General features: G+C 74.2%; 13 protein-coding genes and 1 pseudogene. 5 read left to right on the forward strand and 9 right to left on the reverse strand.

Annotated elements, in window-relative coordinates; all coding sequences use genetic code 11:
* Positions 1–218: 218 nt before the first annotated feature.
* From ABEB09_RS28875 to pdxR, 4 genes are all read right to left on the reverse strand, one after another.
* A complete protein-coding gene (locus tag ABEB09_RS28875; protein WP_345694121.1) occupies positions 219–1,685 on the reverse strand; it encodes a GNAT family N-acetyltransferase in 1,467 nt (488 codons plus the stop codon).
* A 97-nt stretch (positions 1,686–1,782) separates the two neighbouring features.
* Complete coding sequence (locus tag ABEB09_RS28880; RefSeq protein WP_345692841.1) at positions 1,783–4,434, reverse strand: DUF7825 domain-containing protein; 2,652 nt, start codon at positions 4,432–4,434, stop codon at positions 1,783–1,785.
* Entirely contained in the window at positions 4,431–5,810 is a 1,380-nt protein-coding gene (locus ABEB09_RS28885) for an SWIM zinc finger family protein (protein ID WP_345692842.1), read from the reverse strand. The genes ABEB09_RS28880 and ABEB09_RS28885 overlap by 4 nt, the downstream gene beginning before the upstream one ends.
* Before the next feature lie 69 nt (positions 5,811–5,879).
* The gene (pdxR, locus tag ABEB09_RS28890) at positions 5,880–7,424 is read right to left on the reverse strand and encodes a MocR-like pyridoxine biosynthesis transcription factor PdxR (protein WP_345692843.1); all 1,545 of its coding nucleotides are present in this window, start codon (positions 7,422–7,424) and stop codon (positions 5,880–5,882) included.
* Between the two features lie 310 nt (positions 7,425–7,734).
* On the opposite strand from pdxR, the pseudogene ABEB09_RS28895 reads away from it, so the two are divergent.
* Positions 7,735–8,865: pseudogene (locus ABEB09_RS28895) on the forward strand (DMT family transporter); the annotation flags it as partial.
* Here ABEB09_RS28895 and ABEB09_RS28900 read toward each other — a convergent pair.
* A complete protein-coding gene (locus ABEB09_RS28900) occupies positions 8,752–9,582 on the reverse strand; it encodes an alpha/beta fold hydrolase (protein WP_345692844.1) in 831 nt (276 codons plus the stop codon). The pseudogene ABEB09_RS28895 and the gene ABEB09_RS28900 overlap by 114 nt on opposite strands.
* 308 nt (positions 9,583–9,890) lie before the next feature.
* Between ABEB09_RS28900 and ABEB09_RS28905 the strand changes: the two genes are divergently transcribed.
* Entirely contained in the window at positions 9,891–10,661 is a 771-nt protein-coding gene (locus ABEB09_RS28905; RefSeq protein ID WP_345692845.1) for a GntR family transcriptional regulator, read from the forward strand.
* Positions 10,662–10,703: 42 nt separating this feature from the next.
* Here the strand turns inward: ABEB09_RS28905 and ABEB09_RS28910 are convergent, their stop codons facing one another.
* The 3 genes from ABEB09_RS28910 to ABEB09_RS28920 all read right to left on the reverse strand — a co-directional run bounded on the left by ABEB09_RS28910 (position 10,704) and on the right by ABEB09_RS28920 (position 13,889).
* Positions 10,704–11,861, reverse strand: a complete 1,158-nt coding sequence (locus ABEB09_RS28910; protein ID WP_345692846.1) for an ROK family transcriptional regulator — start codon at positions 11,859–11,861, stop codon at positions 10,704–10,706.
* A 117-nt stretch (positions 11,862–11,978) separates the two neighbouring features.
* Positions 11,979–12,647, reverse strand: a complete 669-nt coding sequence (locus ABEB09_RS28915; RefSeq protein WP_345692847.1) for a response regulator transcription factor — start codon at positions 12,645–12,647, stop codon at positions 11,979–11,981.
* A 3-nt stretch (positions 12,648–12,650) separates the two neighbouring features.
* The gene (locus ABEB09_RS28920) at positions 12,651–13,889 is read right to left on the reverse strand and encodes a sensor histidine kinase (RefSeq protein WP_345692848.1); all 1,239 of its coding nucleotides are present in this window, start codon (positions 13,887–13,889) and stop codon (positions 12,651–12,653) included.
* A gap of 108 nt (positions 13,890–13,997) precedes the next feature.
* On the opposite strand from ABEB09_RS28920, the gene ABEB09_RS28925 reads away from it, so the two are divergent.
* The 3 genes from ABEB09_RS28925 to ABEB09_RS28935 all read left to right on the forward strand — a co-directional run bounded on the left by ABEB09_RS28925 (position 13,998) and on the right by ABEB09_RS28935 (position 16,470).
* On the forward strand, positions 13,998–14,981 hold the full coding sequence (locus tag ABEB09_RS28925; protein WP_345692849.1) for an ATP-binding cassette domain-containing protein: 984 nt from the start codon (positions 13,998–14,000) through the stop codon (positions 14,979–14,981).
* The gene (locus tag ABEB09_RS28930) at positions 14,978–15,715 is read left to right on the forward strand and encodes an ABC transporter permease (protein ID WP_345692850.1); all 738 of its coding nucleotides are present in this window, start codon (positions 14,978–14,980) and stop codon (positions 15,713–15,715) included. Before ABEB09_RS28925 ends, ABEB09_RS28930 begins: the two co-directional genes overlap by 4 nt.
* Before the next feature lie 320 nt (positions 15,716–16,035).
* Complete coding sequence (locus tag ABEB09_RS28935; protein WP_345692851.1) at positions 16,036–16,470, forward strand: hypothetical protein; 435 nt, start codon at positions 16,036–16,038, stop codon at positions 16,468–16,470.
* On the opposite strand, the gene mug is transcribed toward ABEB09_RS28935, so the two are convergent.
* Positions 16,448–17,014: a G/U mismatch-specific DNA glycosylase gene (mug, locus tag ABEB09_RS28940; RefSeq protein WP_345692852.1), complete on the reverse strand. Its 567-nt coding sequence runs from the start codon at positions 17,012–17,014 to the stop codon at positions 16,448–16,450. The two genes, ABEB09_RS28935 and mug, sit on opposite strands and share 23 nt — an antisense overlap.
* Positions 17,015–17,018: the final 4 nt, after the last annotated feature.

Genomic DNA, 17,018 nt, shown 5'->3' on the forward strand with positions numbered 1-17,018 from the left:
GCCGGGACCTGTACCGAGAGCTGTACCAGGTGTGTGCCGGGACCGACGCGGGGCGCCTCAGGGCCCTGAGCCGTGTGGCGTGAGGGAGGGATCCGGGGCGCGTGGAGGTCCGGCCGGTGGTGCGCCGACGGTCATGCGCCGGGGGCGGGCGGAGTGACCGAGCGCCGTGGCCGATTTTGGCCGGATCGATTCCCTGCCACCTCGCGCCGCCCCGGCGATCAGCCCTCGGTGGGGCCATGGCGACCGGTCCGGCCGGCGTGCCGCTCGGCCGACTCGCTCGCCGCCGAGGACTCGCGCCGCTCGGTGGAGAGCGCCGCGCTCCGCAGACGGGCGGTGATCACCAGGGTGCCCTCCTCGATCTGGTAGTCAAGGGGCAGGTTCAGCGCCCGCATGGCGGCGACCATGCCCGTGTTGGACGACTGGGTCACGGCGTAGACGCTCTCGCAACCGGCCTCGACGGCGAGCCCCACGAGCCGGCTCAGCAACTCCGAGCCGATCCCGCGGCGCTGCCAGCTGTCCTCCACGAGCAGGGCGACCTCGGTCTCGTCGCCGTCCCACAGCAGATGGCCCAGGGCCACGAGCCGGCCGGACGCCGTCTCGACGGCGAGGGTACGGCCGAACCGCGGGCTCAGCAGATGGTTCAGATACCGGTCCGCGTCCAGGACCGGCCCGTGGTAGCGCATGCCGAGGGTGTGGTCCGAGCAGCGGTCGTGCATGGCGCGGGCGGCTGCGAGGTCGTTCTGGTCGGCGCGGCGGACGGTGATCTCGTTGCCCTCGGGGAGCGTCAGCACGTCCTCGCCGCGCGGGACGCGCGGCCCCAGCCGGGCGTCCAGCTCCACCAGGGCGCGGGCCCGGGCGAACTCGGTGGGCGTGAACGGCAGGTACGGCCGCTCGACGACGATCACGCCGCCGTGCGGGTCGCGCAGCCGCATCACCGTCTCACCGTCCTCCAGAGCGCCCTCGACGGGCGCGGTCTGGCCCGTGGGGCGGCCGCTCAGCGAGACCGCGGGAACGGAGTGGATCGTGCAGCGGCCCAGCAACTGGCGCAGCGCCAGCGGCAGTTCGGCCGCGTCCAGCGCGGTGCGGGTGGCCAGCCCCAGGACGCGGGTGGGCGTGTCCACGAGGTCGTGCGCGTCGGCGCGCTCGATCCACGTACGGGTGCCTCCGGCCGCCGACACCTGCCGGGTGAGCCGGGACGCCTGCACGTCCTCGGGCGCGCGCAGCAGGAACTCGTCGACGGTGCCCTCGGCCAGCGGGTGCGTCTGGAGCGTCAGGATGTCCACGCCCAGCCCGGCGAGGGCACCGCACAACGCGGCCAGGCTGCCGGGTTCGTCGCGCACGGTGGTCCGCATCCGCCACAGCACCGTCTTCACCGTGCCCGGCTCGGAGGGCGTACCGGGCGCCGCCTCCTCCGCGCCCGGTACGCCCCCGGGATCCGCGCCCCGTACGCCCCCGGGATCCGAGGCCGGCGGCGCATGGCTGTGGCGGCGTGCCCACCAGGTGTGGAACGTGGCCGTGGCAGCCAGCACCACCGCCGAGGCGATCAGCAGATACGGCCCGTCGGGACCGTGCGCGATCGTGTTCGCGATCGCATCGGCGACCGCCACGGCGGTGAACAGGGCTGCCAGCTCGACGAGGTCCCGCCGCCAGTGGTGGTGACGGCGGGCGTACTTCGCAGAAGTCATCTCGGTCATGGCAGCACTCTGACCCAGCGGTGTTGCGTGATCACGAACGCTTTGTGACCGACTGGTTAAGCGTGGATCCAGGTGGTTCATGACGGTTTTACGCCATTTGTGTCGTGGTCTGCTCGGCCGACTGTCGCAAAGCGTTCGCCAGCCGCCGTGCCTGCACCACCAGCTGCGACGAGCCCCGGCGGGACCCCAGTGCTTCGAGCCCGGGTACGGCCGCCGTGCCCGTGGCACCGGCTGCCCCGGACCGCTCGGCGCACTCGGCCGCCAGCGCCAGTATCTCGCCCGTCCCGCGCGGCGGTTCCCCGTCGGCGAGCAGCCCCGGCAGGGCGCCCGCGAGAACCCGCCACACCGTGCTGTACGCCCCCGTCCCGGCGGCCGTGCGCAGCGCGTCGGCCGCCCGGTTGACCTTGACGGTGCCGATGCCCACCAGTTCGGCCAGGTCGACGCCCAGCCGCTGCGCGTCCAGGTCGCCCCGTGCGGCCAGCACCAGCAGCGCGTCGACGGCCACCAGCCGGTCCTCCGTGTGCCGTGCGCCCAGCCCGTGCGCGAGCGCCAGGTGCACCGCCGGCCCGGCCTCCCCGCCCGCCTCGGCGAGCGCCGTCAGGAACCCGGTGCCGCCCCGCTGCTCGTCGTCCGCGCACGCGGCCGCCAGCGGCAGCAGCCACGCCGCGAGGACCTCCCGGTCCTCGGGCAGCACGGCCATCCACGCGGCCGTCGCGTCCTCCCAGTGGTAGCAGGCCCGCTGCCCCGGGTCCCAGGGCCTGCCGAGAGGCTGGAAGACCGCCGGGAACTCCCGCTGGAGCACCAGCCGTTCGGGCGTGGCCATCGCGATGCGCTTCATGGGCGGTTCGATCGACCACGACGGCGGGGGCACTTCGCACACCGTGCGCACACCCGGCCCGTACGACTCCTCGCCGGTGAGCCACGCCGCGAGCCGGTCGCCCTCCTCCGTGCCCAGCCGCGCGGCGGCCCCCGCGGCCTCCGCCGCGCCCGGCCCCGTCCTGCGGACCCGCAGCAGCGCCTGCGCGAAGTCGCACTCCGCCGGGCGCAGGTCCAGCCGCCGGTACTCCGCCAGCCGCCCGACCAGCTCGCCGGGATCCACTGTCCCGGTGTGCCAGGTGGGCGTGGCCAGCAGGAACGGCAGCGGCCCCGTGAGGACCCCCAGCGCCGCCTCCTGGGCCCGCACGGTCGCGATCCGCTCCAGCCGCCCGTGCCGGCAGGGGAACTCCATCTGCCGGCGCACCGCCCCCTGGAGCCGGCCCGGGCTCACGTTGCCCAGCAGGGTGGCCACCACGAGGGCGACGTCCGACAGGTCCGTGAGGTCCGGCGTCCTGTCGTCGTGCCACCACAGGTCGGCCACGCACGGCGCCAGCGCCTCGGCCAGCGCCTCCCGGTCCTGGTGCGCGAACCGCACCAGGCCGTCCAGGGCGTGCTCCCGGGCGACGACGTCGGTGCCCGCGTCACGGCCGTGCAGCAGGGCGGCCACCTCCTCGACCAGCTCCGCGAGCGTCTCCGGCGGGGGCGCCAGACGCTGCGGCTCCGGCAGCGGCGGCAGGATCTCCTCGTACGGTCCGCTCGCCAGGTCGTCCGTCACCAGCAGCGGACCGAACACCTCATCCGCGAGGTCCCGGTGCACGGGGCTCAACAGCGCCGCGGCCCCGGCCAGTTCCCCGCGCGACTCCTCGTCCACCGAGGCGAGATGCCGGCCCACCAGCTTCAGGGCCCGCTCCTGCAGCGCCGTGTCCTCGTGGCCGAACACATCGGACAGCACGGGCAGCAACTCCCCGGCCGCCCCCGGCTCCTGCCGCAGCGCCTTCCCCAGCAGCACCAACTGCGCGCGGACCAGCTTCTTCTCCGGCCGGAACAGCACAGAGGACGAGACCTCGGCCAGCTGCCGCGCCGGAAGCCCACCCGCCAGGACCAACCGCGCGAGGACCTCCTGGGCGTACCCGGCCACCGGCGACGGGGCGTCCGCCGCCAGGCCCATCCAGTCGGCCGTACGCTCCCGCTCCTCCTGCGGCGTCAGCTCCAGCAGCCGCAAAAGGCCCAGGAAGAAGCGCAGGTCGGCGGACTTCCCACCGCGGAGGAGACGCGCCACACAGCCGTCGACCAGCACCCGCCGGTCCACCACGCCCTCCTGCGACAGCGAGACCAGCGCCGGTCCCCACTGCTCCGACCAGGACAGCGCGTCGGCCACCTCGGACGTCTCGAAGAGCCGGGGCACCAGCAGCGGCGTGTGCGGATCGGTGCGCAGCTCCCGCAGACCGCTCCGGCCCCTGGACCGCGTGACCGCGTCCACCCAGCCGTACACATAGCCGTCCGACAGGGGAACCTCGCACCCGGAGAGCCGCACCAGCTCACGGATCAGCGGATAGTCCGTCCGGGCCGTCGCGGTGCGCGCCGCGAGCCGGTGCGCCACATCCGCGAGCCACTTCGAGTCCCGGTCCGAGAGCAGCCCCACCAGCGTGGTGTACGGCACCTCCTCCCAGCCCCGCAGGTCCCGAGCCGCGATCCACGAAGCCGCGGCGGCGGCGCCGCTCTGGCACGCCCCGCCCGCCAGCAGCAGCGCCCGCTGCACCAGACGGCGCTTCTCCCACTCGCCCCAGCCCCAGCCGCGCACGTCGCCGCGCAGCTCCTTCAGCTCGGCGAGCGCCTCCTTGCGACCCGCCCGGTCCAGCGACCGCACCAGCTCCGGAACGTCCTTGACCCGCCCCTGCCGTACCACGTCCAGCAGTTCCTTCATCGCGCACCCCCTGCGACCGTCGTCCCACGGCGCACCATCCGCACCGCCAGCGCGTGCTTGCACGGGCCGCGCCTGCCCCGGTAATCCGCCCACCACTGGCAGGTGCAACTGAGCGCACCGCCCGACTCCCGTACCTGGTAGCGCCGCTCGCCCGAGGCCACGGTCGCCACGTCGCCCGCGACGTCCACGGCACCCGATGCGGCCAGCTCCCGCGCCGCCACCAGGCGCGGGTTGTGCCGCTCGACCCGGTCCGCGTCGTACGGAAGCTCCCGGTGGAAGTACGCGGCGTCCGCCACGTCGTACCCCACGCGCCCCGCCGAACCGAGCCGGGTCAGCGCGGCCCGCACCCGCTCCACCGGCAGACCGGCCTGCGCCGCCAGGTCGGCCGGGTCGATCCTCGGCTCCCACGCGAGCAGCACCGACACCAGCTCGGCGTCCTGCGCGGCCTCGTCCGTGGCCAGCGCCTCCAGGACGCCGCCCTCGCCGGAGAACCCGCGCCCCGCGTCCGGCGACAGCGTGAGCGTCAGCCGCATTCCCGGCAGCGTCACCTCCCACGCGCTCGCCGTCGCCGGCACCGACCCGTCGACCACCGGCCCGTACACCCGCAGCCCCGTCGCATGCCGCAGCACCCGCTGCAGCGCCACCAGCCGCTCAGGACCCGGAAGGCACACCGCGCCCGCCACCGGACGCGTCGTCGGCCGCAGCGACCGCCCCGCCGGCACCACCCACAGGGGAGCCCGCGCGCCCGCGCCGGCGCCCCGCGGCAGGGACCGCAGGAACCGCACGGCCTCGGCGGCCGAGAGTTCGGCCCGCAGGTCGAACCCCGCGCACGCCACCTGCGCCTCGGCGAACCCCCGCAGCCACCGGTCCGGCAACGGCACCTTCTTCTCCACGACGCTGCCGCCCAGCGTCGTCACCGCCAACTCCTCGGGCCCCACGCGCAGGTGGAGCGGATCGTCACCGGTCAGCCGTGAAAGCGCCTCCCGCAGCGGGTTGTTGACGTCCACGTTCGTCGTGCCGTGCCCCGTTTCGGCACCGTCGAGCCCCTCGCGCAGCACGTCGAGCCGCGCGTACACCCCGTTGCAGCCGGAGAACGACTCGAACCGCAGCCGGTCGCCGTTGCCCGTCACGACCGGGTCCAGCGACGCCGGGCGCAGCCGCTGGAAGTAGCGCGCGGCAGCCACGTCGGCCACCGCGAGCAGACCCCGCGCCGCTATCTGCGGCGAGGTCAGGAACCCGGCGAAGAAACGGGGATGGGCCTCGACGCCGGTGGGCGTCGTACCGCCCGACGTCTCCAGGCCGAGGGACCGTCCGGCCTGCGAGGACTCCAGGGCGGACGGGCGGGAATAGGCGAGTGCCTGCACGGATCGCGTCATGTGAACGACCGTAGGACGCACCACTGACAATCGGCGCCGCGGGACCACAGCGGCGGCCCCGACGGCCGTCTAGCGGCCCGCCACCCCGGCCAGCAGACGCACGCCGCGGGCGATGTCGGACGGTGCGAGATGCGCGTAACCCAGCACCAGCGGGACGCCGTCGCCGCACGGCCGCACGATTCGCGCGCCCGTTCCCGGCACACCGGTCCCGGCCGTGCTGCTCGTCCCCGTCCCGGGCTCCGCCGTGCTGCTCCTCCGCGTGCCCGGCTCCGCCGAGCCGGCCCCGCCCGTGCCGTAGTCGTCCAGTGTCCGCAGCCCCACCCCGGCCCTCGCCGCCCGGGCGACGAACTCCGGTGCGTGGCCGCAGTCGGGCGGCAGCCGCGCGATGATGTGCAGACCCGCCGCGATGCCGCTGATCTCCGTACCGGGGAACGCCGCGTCCAGCTGCGCGACGAGCACGTCGCGCCGCTCCCGGTACACGCGCTGGCAGCGCCGCAGCTGCCGGTCGTAGCCGCCGCGCACGACGAAGTCCGCGAACACGGCCTGGTCCAGGGCCGGGTTCCCGAGGTCCATGGTGCGCTTGCGCTCCACGGCCTCCGCCGTCAGCTCCTCCGGCAGCAGCAGCCACCCGAGCCGCAGCCCCGGAGCCAGTGACTTGCTCACCGACCCCGCGTACACCACCCGTTCCGGATCCAGCCCCTGCAGAGCGCCCACGGGCGCCCTGTCGTACCGGAAGTCACCGTCGTAGTCGTCCTCGACGACATAGCCGTCCACCGTCCGCGCCCAGTCGAGCAGTTCGGTACGGCGCCGCGCCGAGAAACCGATGCCCGTCGGGAACTGGTGCGCCGGCGTGGTCACCACCGCCCGCACCCCCGAGGCCACCAGCGGCCCCATCGCCGGCCCCTCCCCGTCCAGGGGCAGTCCCACCGTGCGCAACCCGGCCGCCGCGAACAGCGCCCCGTGCTCCGGGCTGCCCGGGTCCTCCACCCCGACGGCCCGCGTCCCGCGCTCCCGCAGGACCGCACCGACCAGCGTCATCGCCTGCGCCACGCCCGAGCACACCACCAGCCGCTCGGGATCCGCCACCGCCCCGCGCCGCCGCGTCAGCAGCGCGGCCAGCGCCGTCCGCAGCTCCGGCAGCCCGCGCGGGTCGGGATATCCCAGCTCACCGTGGGGGAGCCGGGACAGGACGGTCTTGTACGCCGCCGCCCACGCCGCGCGCGGGAACAGCGACAGATCCGGTGTGCCGGGCCGGAAGTCGACACGCACTCTGGGCGAGCGGGGCGCCAGGTCGTGCGCGGCCGGCGTGACGGCCGCGCGCACCGCGTCGCCCACCCACGTGCCCGCGCCCCGGCTGCTGCGCAGATACCCCTCGGCCGTCAACTGCTCGTACGCCTCGGTCACCAGACCGCGTGACACGCCCAGATCCGCGGCCAGCTCACGGCTCGACGGCAGCCGCGTCCCCACCGCCAGCCGGCCCGACCGGACCGCCTCCCGCAGCGCCGACTGAAGGGCCCGGCCCCGCTGCCGCGCCGGTGCGGCGACCGCGGGGAGCAGCAACTCCCAGGCACCTCCGGCCCGCTGACCTCCGCCCATGGACCCCCGATCCGCCATGCGGCGACCCTACAGCCCGCAACACCCCAGGTGAGCGGGCGTTGTCAGTGCCGCCGACTACGTTGTGAAACATCCATCCGCGCTTGCTGGCTGCAGCGCTGCCGGACCCGCCGCCCCGCCCTGTTCAGCGCCAGGGCGGGGCCCTGGCGGGCCGTTCCCCCAGCACCGGCGGACCGCCCCTCGACAGCGGCGGACGCCCCTCGCCGACCGACCGCGTCCCGAGCCGTTCCCGGGCCACGCCAAGTGGTCCCCGAAGAAGGGAGAGAAGTGGCCCTCAAAGAAGACAGTCACGCTCCATAGCGTCAGCGACATGAACGCGACCTCTCTGCGAGGGGCGCTGCTCGCGGCCTTCGCCTGTGTCCTCGTGGGCGCCTCCTTCACCGCCAACAGCGTCCTCGGCGCCTATCCGTACGCCGGCGGCCAGGCCCTCCGCTACGGCCTGGCCTGCCTGCTCCTCCTGCCCCTGCTCGGCCGCGGCGGAACGGCTCCGCTGCGCACCCTGACCCTCCGCGCCTGGATGCGCGTCGCGGCCCTCGCCGCCATCGGCATGGTCGGCTTCAACCTGGCGGTGCTCGCCGCCGAGCGCACCGCGGAACCCGCCGTCCCCGGAGTCCTCGTCGGCTGCGCGCCCGTGGTCGTCGCGGTGGTCGTACCGCTCATGGAGGGACGGCGGCCGGCCCGGCCCGTGCTGTACGGCGCGCTGCTCGTCGCCGCCGGCGCCTTCGCCGTCCAGGGGTGGGGGCGCACCGACGCGGCCGGGATCGCCTGGTCGGCCTGCGCCTTGGTGGGGGAGGTGGGCTTCGCCGTGCTGGCCGTTCCGGTCCTGAGATCCCTCGGGCCCAGGCTCCTGTCCGCCACGGTCTGCGGCGTCGCGGCCCTGGAGGCGGCCGCGGTCGGCCTCCTGCTCGACGGGGCCGGGGTCCTGCGCACGCCGAACGCCCTGGAGGCCGGCGCCCTCCTGTGGCAGGCCGCCATCGCCACCGTCGTCGGCTTCGTGTGCTGGTACATGGGCATGCAGCGGATCGGTGCCGAGCGGGCGACCCTCTTCTCGGGGCTGATCCCCGTGTCGGCGGCCATGACGGCGCCGCTGGTCGCCACCGGTTCGTACGGCCCGGCGCAGGCGGTGGGCAGCGCCCTCGTCGGGGCCGGCGTGGCACTGGGCTCGGGCGTACTCGCCCGACGCCGCCCCCGTGGCCCGGGCCGCTCCCGGAGCCAGGGCCCCTCCTATACGACCCGCCGGGACCGTACGACCGGCCGCTCCCTCATACGGGGCCGCACCACGACACCCGGCGGGTCGCCGATGGGTGCTCGGTCGATGCGCGGTGCGTCAGCGGCTGCCGTCGAGGATCACGCGGGCGACGAGAGCCGGGTCGTCGTTCATGGGGACGTGTCCGCAACCGGGGAGCCGTACGAGCCGGGCGCCCGGGACGGCGCGCTTGGCGCGGACGCCCTGCCGCGGCAGGAGCAGCCGGTCGCGGGAGCCCCACGCGATGGTGACCGGCAGCCCGGGGACGTCGTCCGTGAACAGGACGTCCCGTCCGACAGCGAGCGTCTGGTGGAAACCGGTGGCGCCGCGCAGCGCCAGGGCCTCGGCGACCACCGCCTCGGGTGACCTCCGCCCGGGGCGGGCGTAGATCGTGCCCGTCAGCGCGGCCCGCCCGGCGGACGAACGGGAGAGCCGTTCGATCATCGGCAGCGACAGGGACCGTGCGCCCGCGCGCATGGCCCGCAGTGTCCCGAAAGCGTACCGGCGTTCGCTCTCCGTCCAGAAGCCGGCGGGCGACAGAGCGGTCACGGAACGGACCAGCTTCTCGCGGCCCAGCTCCAGGGCGAGGAGCCCGCCGAGCGAGTTGCCCGCCACGTGCGGCCGCTCGATGTCCAGGGCCTCGCACAGCGCGGCGAGCACGGGGACGACCGTGGACAGGTCGTACGCCAGACCGTCCGGCAGCGCGGGCGACGCCCCGAAGCCGGGCAGGTCGACGGCGATCACCTCGCGCTCCGTCGCGAGGATGTCCAGCACGGGCTGCCACGCCTGCCAGTGGTGGCCTATGCCGTGGAGCAGCAGCAGGGGTTCACCCGCGCCGGCCCGTTCATAGCGCACGGACACGGTGCGGGGCCCCTGCGGGGACTCCAAGCGGAACGAGACCTCTGCGGCCATGGTGCTGCTCCCTGTCTCCCGCCGGCGCCGTCATGTAGACGTAGTGTCAGCAACAATTACCGCTCGGTAGGCCCAAGTTCAAGGGGTGTCCGCACGGCATCGGTCATGTGCCGACGCGCCGGCGCTGTTCTCATGCGAACGCCACGTGAACGCTGCACGGCGCAGTGTCACCTCGCGACGCCTTCGCCCGATGATTGGTCTTGACCAAGTACGGGAGCCGTCCTATGGTCGGCAGGGTTAGTGCAGGAACCTTTAATAAACAAGGGCACGGAAAATCGTCCGGGACACGGCGATCGCGGAGGATCAGGGTGGGGACCACGCAGCTGGAATCGGTGCCGGAGCCGAAGTACTGGCACCTCAAGACCGTGATCGGCGAAGCGCTCGACTCGGAGTTCGAGGTGGGCGAGATCCTGCCCAACGAGCGTGAACTCGCCGCCCGTTTCGGCGTCGCCCGCGCCACACTCCGGCAGGCGCTCGAACAGCTCGAACTCGAAGGCCGCCTCCAGCGCCGCCGCGGCGTCGGCACCACCGTCGCCCCGCCGCGCGTGGGCGTCGACGTCTCCACCGCGCAGCACCAGTGGCCGGGCGCCGGCGAGGACACCTGGCAGGCCGTGGACTGCACGTCCCTCGTGCCGCCCGTGGCCGTGGCCCGCCTCCTCGACCTGCACGCCGACCACGACGCCGAAGCCGGCGCCGAGCCCGTCGGACCCGTGTACGCGGTGCGGCGGCTGCGCGCGACGCACGGCCAGGCCGTGGCAGCCGAGCAGCTGTACGTCCCCGCCGCCTCCGTCCCGGGGCTCATCGTCACCCCCGCCATGACCGGCCAGGCCCTCGCGCGGGGCGTCCTGCGGGAACTCCAGCGCCTGCCGCTGGAGGGCCAGGACCGTGCCGTGGAACTCGGCTCGGCACGCGCCGACGACGCCAAGGAACTCGACCGCCTCCCGGGCGCCCCGGTCCTCGTCGTCACCACCCGCTACCTGTCCGAGGGCCGCACCGCCGCCGTCTCGGTCGCCACGTACCGCGCCGACACCTGCCGGCTCACCTTCGGCGACGTGGGCGACCTGCAGATCGCGTCCTGAACCGCCGCCCATCCCTCCGGTTCGTTCTCCGGCCCGCCGCTCTCAGCGGCGGGCCGTCACCGTTCCCTCCACCGCGAACAACTGCTCCTCCACGTGATCGAGCGCCAGCCGCAGCGCACCCGTCGCGACCGCCGCCTCGCCCAGCAGCGACAGCACCACCCGCGGCGGCCGCAGACAGAACCGCGCCAGCTCCTCCCGCAGCGGCGGCAGGATGCCGTCCAGACCGGCCGCCCAGCCGCCGATCACCACCAGCTCCGGGTCGAGCGCCAGCACCAGCGCCGCCACGTCGTGCACCAGCCGCTGGATGAACCGGTCCACCGCCGCCCCGGCCCGCGCGTCGCCCTGCCGGGCCAGCGCGAACACCTCGGCCACCGCCTGCTCGTCCAGCGGGTGCAGCGGCTCGCCCGTCGTCGACAGCAGCGTCTCCGGCGTCGCTCCCTGCCCCAGCAGGTGCAGCGCCCCGATCTCACCGGCCGCCCCGCCGTACCCGCGGTGCAGCCGCCCGCCGATCAGGGACCCCGCCCCGGGGCTCAGCCCCGCGAGGACGAACACGATGTCGTCCGAGTCGATCGCCGCGCCCTTCCAGTGCTCGGCCACGGCGGCGGCGTTGGCGTCGTTCTCCACCAGCACGGGGCAGCGGAACGAGCGCCGCAGCCGCTCGCCCAGGGCCAGCCCCGTCCATCCGGGCAGGGCCGTACCGAGCCGGACCGTCCCGTCGGCCTCCACGATCCCCGGTGTGCCGACACCCACCGCACGCAGATTGCCGCGGGCCACGCCCGTGCGGCGCAGCACGTCGGCGACCACCGCCCGCACCCGGTCCAGCCGCTCGTCCTCGGACAGCGTCTCCGCCACCTCGCGCGACCCGGCGCCGATGATCCGCCCGTCCAGCCCGGACAGCAGCGCGGCCACACGGTGCGGCCCGATCTCGATGCCCAGCAGGTGGCCCGCCTCCACCCGGAAGCGGAACCGCCGCGCCGGCCGCCCCTGGCGCCGGACCTCACCCTCCTCGGGCGCCGCCTCGACCACGAGACCCGCCTCGATGAGGCCCTCGGTCACCCCTTCGACCGTGGGACGGGAGAGGCCGGTGAGGCGCGAGAGGTCGGTCAGCGTGCGGGCCTCACCGCCCCGCAGCGCATGGAGTACCACCGCGGAGTTGATCCGCCGCAGCAGCGACGGGTCCCCGCCGGTCAGCCGGCCCACCGTGTGTCCTCCCAGCTCGTGCGATGTCTGCGGGATCGTACTCAATGCCCGGGCGGTCGGCGAGCGCGGCCCGGGGCCCGCGGAGGCCGCGCCGGGACGCCGCGCACGACGCCCCGCTCAGCGCGGTGAGACGAACCCCGACTCGTACGCGGCGATCACCGCCTGGGTGCGGTCCCGCGCCCCCAGCTTCGCCAGGACCGCGCTCACATGGGTCTTCACCGTCTCCGTGCCCACCACCAGCTCCTTGGCGATCTCCGCGTTCGACAGCCCGCGCGCCATGAGCCGGAGCACCGCCTCCTCCCGCCCGGTCAGCGCCGCGCGCTCCAGCGCGGCCCGCGCCTCCGCGTTGCCGTACGCGCCACCGGAGCCGTGGCTGGCCGCCATCGAGCGCAACGCCGCCGGGAACAGCAGCGACTCGCCCTCGGCGACCAGGCGCACCGCGTGCACGATCTCGGCGGGCCGGGCCCGCTTGAGGAGGAACCCGTCGGCTCCGGCGCGCAGCGCCCCGTACACGTACTCGTCGTTCTCGAAGGTCGTCACCACGAGGATCTTCGGCGGATCCGGCACGCCTCGCAGCACCAGCCGCGTCGCCTCGATGCCGTCCACCAGCGGCATCCTCACATCCATGGCGACCACGTCCGGGCGCAGCCGCCGCACCAGCGGCACGACGGCCGCGCCGTCGGAAGCCTCGCCGACCACCTCGATGTCGGGCTGAGCCCCGAGCACGGCGCGCAGCCCCGCACGCACCAGGGGCTCGTCGTCGACCAGCAGCACAGTGATGGGCATCGCTTACCGCAGCCCCGCCAGAGGCAGACTCGCCGAGACCCGCCACTCGCCGTCGAACAGCCCCGTGAACGCCTTGCCCCCGAGCAACGCCGCCCGTTCCTGGATGCCGCGCAGGCCACTCCCGCCACGCCCCGCCGGGGTGGCGGCCGCCGTGGCCGGATTGGCGACCTCGATGTCCAGCCACGCGTCCGACACGGCGATACGCACCCGCACCGGCACCCCGCCCGCGTGCCGCAGCACGTTCGTGAGCGACTCCTGAAGGATCCGGTACCCCTCCCGGGACAGCGGTCCCGGGAGCTCCGTCACCGGCCCGGTCACCTCTACCGTCAGGTCCGCACCCGAGGACCGTGCCGCGTCGAGCAGCCGGGCGGCCTGGTCCAGCCCCGGCCGCCGTCCACCGGCCGGCCCTGACCCCCGACTTGCCGCACCGTCCACGCCCGGTCCGAAGGCGTACCCGAACTCGTCACCGCTGTCGTGGTCCGGCTCACGCAGCACCTTCAACACCCGCTCCAGATCCTCCAGCGCGTTGCGGCCCGTCTCCTCGATCGCCTCCAACGCCCGCTCGGTGAACAACGGGTCATTCGCCGTCCGCGCCGCACCCGCCTGCACCACGGCCACTGTCAGCGCGTGCCCGATCGAGTCGTGCAGCTCCCGTGCGAGCCTGTTGCCGTGCAGCAGCCGCTCCGTGCGCTCCTCCAGCGCGGTCAGCCGCTCGGTCGCCGACGGACCCAGCAGCCGCAGGGCGAGCACGGTGATCAGCCGGCCCAGCAGCACGACCACGACGAACAGCACGGCGAGTGGCACCAGCGCGAGCGGAAGACCGAGCCACCGCGGGCTGAGGCCCTCCAGCGGCACCAGCCCGTCCGAGCCGGGCCCATGACCCGCCGCCACCATCACCATCTCCACAGACGTCGTGGGCAGCAGCACCGTGGCGGCCATCGCCACCCCGGCCACGAGCAGGCGCACCTCCAGCCACAGGACCGTCCGCCATCTCTGCGCCCAGTCCGCCGACGGGGTCATCGCGACCCCGGCCCCGGCCGGGACCAGCAGCAGCCGTGCCTGCACACCCTCCGCCCTGCGCACCCACGGCACCAGCCCGAACGGAGCCATCAGCAGCGCCACCATCCACGGCCGGTCGCGATCGATGAACATCCACACGGCCACGACCAGCGACGGCACGCACAGGTGCAGCCAGCGCAGATAGGTGACTTGGCGGGTCAGTGGACGGATCAGTCGGTGCATGAGGCAATCGTGCCAAGACCGCCGCTCCCGCGTCTCCCCCGCGCGGGGGAGACGAAAGCCCCACGCGGGGGAGGTGCCGCACCCACCCGGCCCGCGAAGCTCGATCACATGACACGAATCGACATCCAGCGGCTCGTCAAGGAATACGGACGCGGCCACCGTGCGCTGGACGGACCGACGTTCAGCGTCCTTCCCGGCCGGGTGACCGGCTTCCTCGGACCCAACGGCGCGGGCAAGTCCACCACGCTGCGTCTCCTCCTCGGCCTCGACCGGCCCACGTCGGGCACCGCCCTCGTCGACGGGCGCCCCTACCGCGACCTGGAACGGCCGTTGTGCCGTGTGGGCGCTCTCCTCGACCCACAGGCGGCGCACGGCTCCCGTACGGGCCGTGACCATCTGCGGATCCTGGCGGCCACCCACCGCATACCGGCACGCCGCGTCGACCAGGTCCTGGCCGAGGCGGGGCTCGGCGCGGTGTCCGGACGGCGCGTCAAGACGTATTCGCTCGGTATGCGCCAGCGCCTCGGCATCGCCGCCGCGCTGCTGGGCGACCCCGAGGTGGTGCTGCTCGACGAACCGTCCAACGGCCTCGACCCCGAGGGCATCATCTGGATCCGCCAGACCGTGCGCCGCCTCGCCCGGGAAGGGCGCACCGTGCTGGTCTCCAGCCATCTGATGAGCGAGACGGCCACGTTCGCCGACCACCTGATAGTCCTCGGCCGGGGCCGGCTGCTCGCCGACACGCCCGTCCAGGACCTCCTGGACTCCCGTGGCGGATCCCGTGCCGTCGTCCGGACCGGCGACGACGAGGGGTTCCTGAACGTACTGCGTGCCGCCGGCCACCGGCCGGTGCGCGACGAGGAGGGACGGTGGTCCGTCGACGGCACGAACGCCGAGGACATCGGCGCACTCCTCGCCCGCGCGGGGGTACCGGTCCTCGAACTCACCGAGCGGCGGGCCTCCCTGGAGGAGGCGTACCTCGCCCTGACCGCCGGCGACACCCCATACGCGGCAGCCGGCGAACGGCAGGCGGCCGAGGCTGCCACGCCCGCCCGTGACGCCGCAGGAACGGAAGGAAAGACGCACCGATGACGACCGCCGTACTCCACGCCGAGTGGCTCAAGATCCGAACTCTGCGGTCCGCCGTCTGCGCGCTGCTCGCCGTGCCGGTGGCCACAGCCGGGATGACCATCCTGGTCAACGCCCTGACGAGCTCGGGCGATGGGGCCGACACAGCCAGCCCCGACCGGCTCTTCACCGCCTTCTTCGGCATCAGCTTCGGGCAGATCGCCGCGATGGCGTTCGGCACGCTCGCCTTCTCCACCGAGTTCCACAACGGCGCCCTGCGGACCTCCCTCAGCGCCGTCCCCGACCGCACACGCTTCTACGCCGCCAAGACGGCCGTCGTCGCCGCCTCGGTGCTCCTCATAGGCCTGGTCACCGGATTCGCCACATTCCTCGGCGGACAGGCCGTCGTCGACGGCGACCGCATGGACCTCGCGGACCCGGGCGCCCTGCGCGCCTGCCTCGGCGCCGGCATCTACCTGTCGCTGGTCGCACTGTTGGCGGCCGGGTTCACGGCCCTGCTGCGCAGCGGAACGGCCGTGCTGAGCCTGCTCATACCCTTCGTGCTGATCGTGTCGTTCGTGATAGGCGACGTCTCGGGCGGAGCTGCGGGCTATCTGCCGGACAAGGCCGGGCAGCAGGTGCTGCGCCAGGACACCACCGGCGGCCTCGAACCCTGGACGGGCCTCGCGGTGGCGGCCGCCTGGGCCGGCGCGGCTCTGCTCGCCGGCTGGTGGTCGACGCGCCGCCGGGACGCCTGACGGCCTGACGGCCTGACGGCCTGACGGCCTGACGGCCTGACGGCCTGACGGCCTGACGGCCTGACGGCCTGACGGCCTGACGGCCTGACGGCCTGACGGCCTGACGGCCTGACGGCCTGACAGCCTAACCGCCGGGACGCCTGACTGCCGGGACGCCTGGCCGCCCCGCCCCGTGACCGCCGGCCGACGCAGGCGGCGACCCACGGCGACCCGCGGTGCCCCGGCGACGGGCGCACCGAGCCGAACCGGCACCCGTGCTCGGTGCTCCGTGCCCTGTTGACGGAACGCCAATTGTCAGTGTCGGCGGCTTTACTGGACCCATGACCACCGCTCGGCATCTGGCGACCATCGACCTGCTGCGTTCCCGTCCCTTCCCCCGGGAGCGCGGCAGATCCGACGTGGGGGACAGCGGCCCCGGCTACTACATCGCCGAGCTGGCCACGAGCGAGGAGTTCTGGGAGGACTCCAGCCGGATGGAGCTGGTCGGGGAGCAGTACGAGGCGGAGCGTGAAGCGCTCGCGACGCTGATGGAAGCACGCTGGGGCGAGCCCCACGTGTTCAGCCTCTGGTCGGTGTTCCAGCGGTCCATGGACGGAGAGGAGATACCGGAACCGTGGGACGTCCTCAGCAACAGCGTGCCGGACCTGCACCTGTGGCGCGTGGACGGCCGGTGGATAGCGCTCGGCGTCTCCAAGTGGGACAAGGAGCTTCCCTTTCAGCTGGTCGCCGTCGTCACGGAGACCGACCCTCCCTGAGGGCCACGGCACGCAGCCGTCCGTACTCCTCGGCCATCGACTGGGCCGTCCAGTGCGCGTTGAGACCGCTGGGATTGGGCAGGGCCCAGATCCGGGTGTCGCCGATCGTGCGTTCCTGGGGGCCTATGACGGCCTTCTTCTCACCGAAGGCCGTGCGGTACGCGGTCACGCCGACGACGGCGAGCCACCGCGGCCGCAGCCGCTCCACCTTCCCGGTCAGCAGCCTGCCGCCCTCGCGGAACTCCTCGTCGCTCAGCTCGTCGGCGCGAGCCGTCGCCCGGGCCACCACATTGGTGATGCCCAGCCCGTACGAGAGCAGCTCGTCCTGCTCGGAGGGGTGCAGCCGGCGCGGGGTGAAACCGGACAGGTGCAGCACGGGCCAGAAGCGGTTGCCGGGCCGTGCGAAGTGGTGGCCCGTCGCACCCGACATCAGGCTGGGGTTGATGCCGCAGAACAGCACGAACAGGCCGCCCGCCACCACGTCGGGGATGACGCGGTCGCGAGCGGCCTGGAGCTCCTCGGCGGAGAACCGGCGCGCGTGCACGGCG

This window comes from Streptomyces coeruleoprunus (assembly GCF_039542925.1).
Classification (GTDB): domain Bacteria; phylum Actinomycetota; class Actinomycetes; order Streptomycetales; family Streptomycetaceae; genus Streptomyces; species Streptomyces coeruleoprunus.